The sequence below is a fragment of the Halopseudomonas sp. genome (genome assembly GCF_041579695.1).
Lineage (GTDB): Bacteria > Pseudomonadota > Gammaproteobacteria > Pseudomonadales > Pseudomonadaceae > Halopseudomonas.
The window spans coordinates 1-1,367 of sequence record NZ_JBFGFI010000211.1; the positions used below are offsets into that span (position 1 = coordinate 1).

The window sequence follows — 1,367 nt, forward strand, 5'->3', positions numbered from 1 at the left end:
TAGCGCGCCGGCCAGCAGCGGGGTGAGGGGTACGAGCAGCCAGAGCAATGGGCTCATGGAACAAACTGCCTGTCGATGCTCAACTGGCTCCAGGCCAGGGGGCTGAGCTCGCTAGCCGCGAACAGTCCGGCGAGTAATGCCAGAACGGTGGTGAACAGTACGGGGGTGAGCAGCATCCAGTGGGTTTCGCCGAGCCCCGGCTTGCCGCTGCCCAGTGCGCGCTCCTTTGGCCATCGTGTCGGCGGTCTGGCAAACCAGCCGCGGTAGATCAAGGGCAGGAAATAGGCGGCATTCAGCAGGCCTGAGAGCACCAGAACGAGCAGGACCCAGTCATGTCCGACCTCCAGTGCGCCCAGGCCCAGATACCATTTGCTGATGAAGCCGGCGGTGGGCGGTACGCCGATCATGCCCAGCGCCCCAAGGGTAAAAGCAGCCATGGTCAGGGGCATGCGTCTGCCAACGCCATCCATTTCCCGTATGCGGTGGATACCCAGGGTCTCCGCAAAATTGCCAGCACAATAGAACAATGTCACTTTCATCAGGCCCTGGTGTACCAGATGCGCGAGCGCCGCTACGCCGGCAATCGGACCCATCAGCGCGACGCCCAGGGTAATATAGGAGACCTGGCTGATCGTCGAATAGGCCAGGCGCTTTTTCAATTCCTGTTGTTGTAGTGCCTTCACGGAGCCATAGAGGATGGTGGCGGTGGCTAGTGCCAGCAAGGGGATTGCCAGCCCCAGGGCCTGCACCTGCTCTACCCCATATACGTCATACACCACCCGGACGATACCGAAGGCGCCGGCCTTGACCACCGCAACCGCATGCAGCAGGGCGCTGACCGGCGCGGGGGCGACCATGGCCTGTGGCAGCCAGCCATGCAATGGGATCAGCGCGGCCTTGACCCCGAGGCCGCCGATCATCAGCGCGAACGCCAGGATCAGGCTGGGACTGTGGGCATCAGACAGCGTCCCCAGGTAGCCTCCCGCCTGGAACTGCGGGCTGCCGATCAGGCTGTGCAGCAGCGCCACGCCCATCAGCAGCAGTGCCCCGCCTCCGAGCGTATAGGCAAGATAGATCCGTCCGGCGCGCAGGGCTTTCTGTGTACCGCGATGGACCACCAGCGGAAAGGTTGCCAGCGTCAGCAGTTCGTAGAACAGCAGGAAGCTGACCAGGTTGCCGGCCAGTGCCAGGCCCACAGTGGCACTGACGCACAGGCTGAAGTAGCCAAAGAACCGCGAGCGCAGGGGTGAGTCTTCCAGGTAACCGATGGCATAGATGGTGGTGGCCAGCCAGAGCACCGATGACAGGGCGACGAATTGCAGGGAAGTGGCATCGCCCTGCAGAATCAGTCCGCCGCCGGGCAGGAA

Annotated in this window: 1 protein-coding gene; it reads right to left on the bottom strand. The window is 63.2% G+C overall.

What is annotated here, in order from left to right:
• Positions 1-53: 53 nt before the first annotated feature.
• The coding region (locus ABYA88_RS16480) for a complex I subunit 5 family protein (protein ID WP_373188465.1) at positions 54-1,367 on the bottom strand (1,314 nt) is incomplete at its 5' end.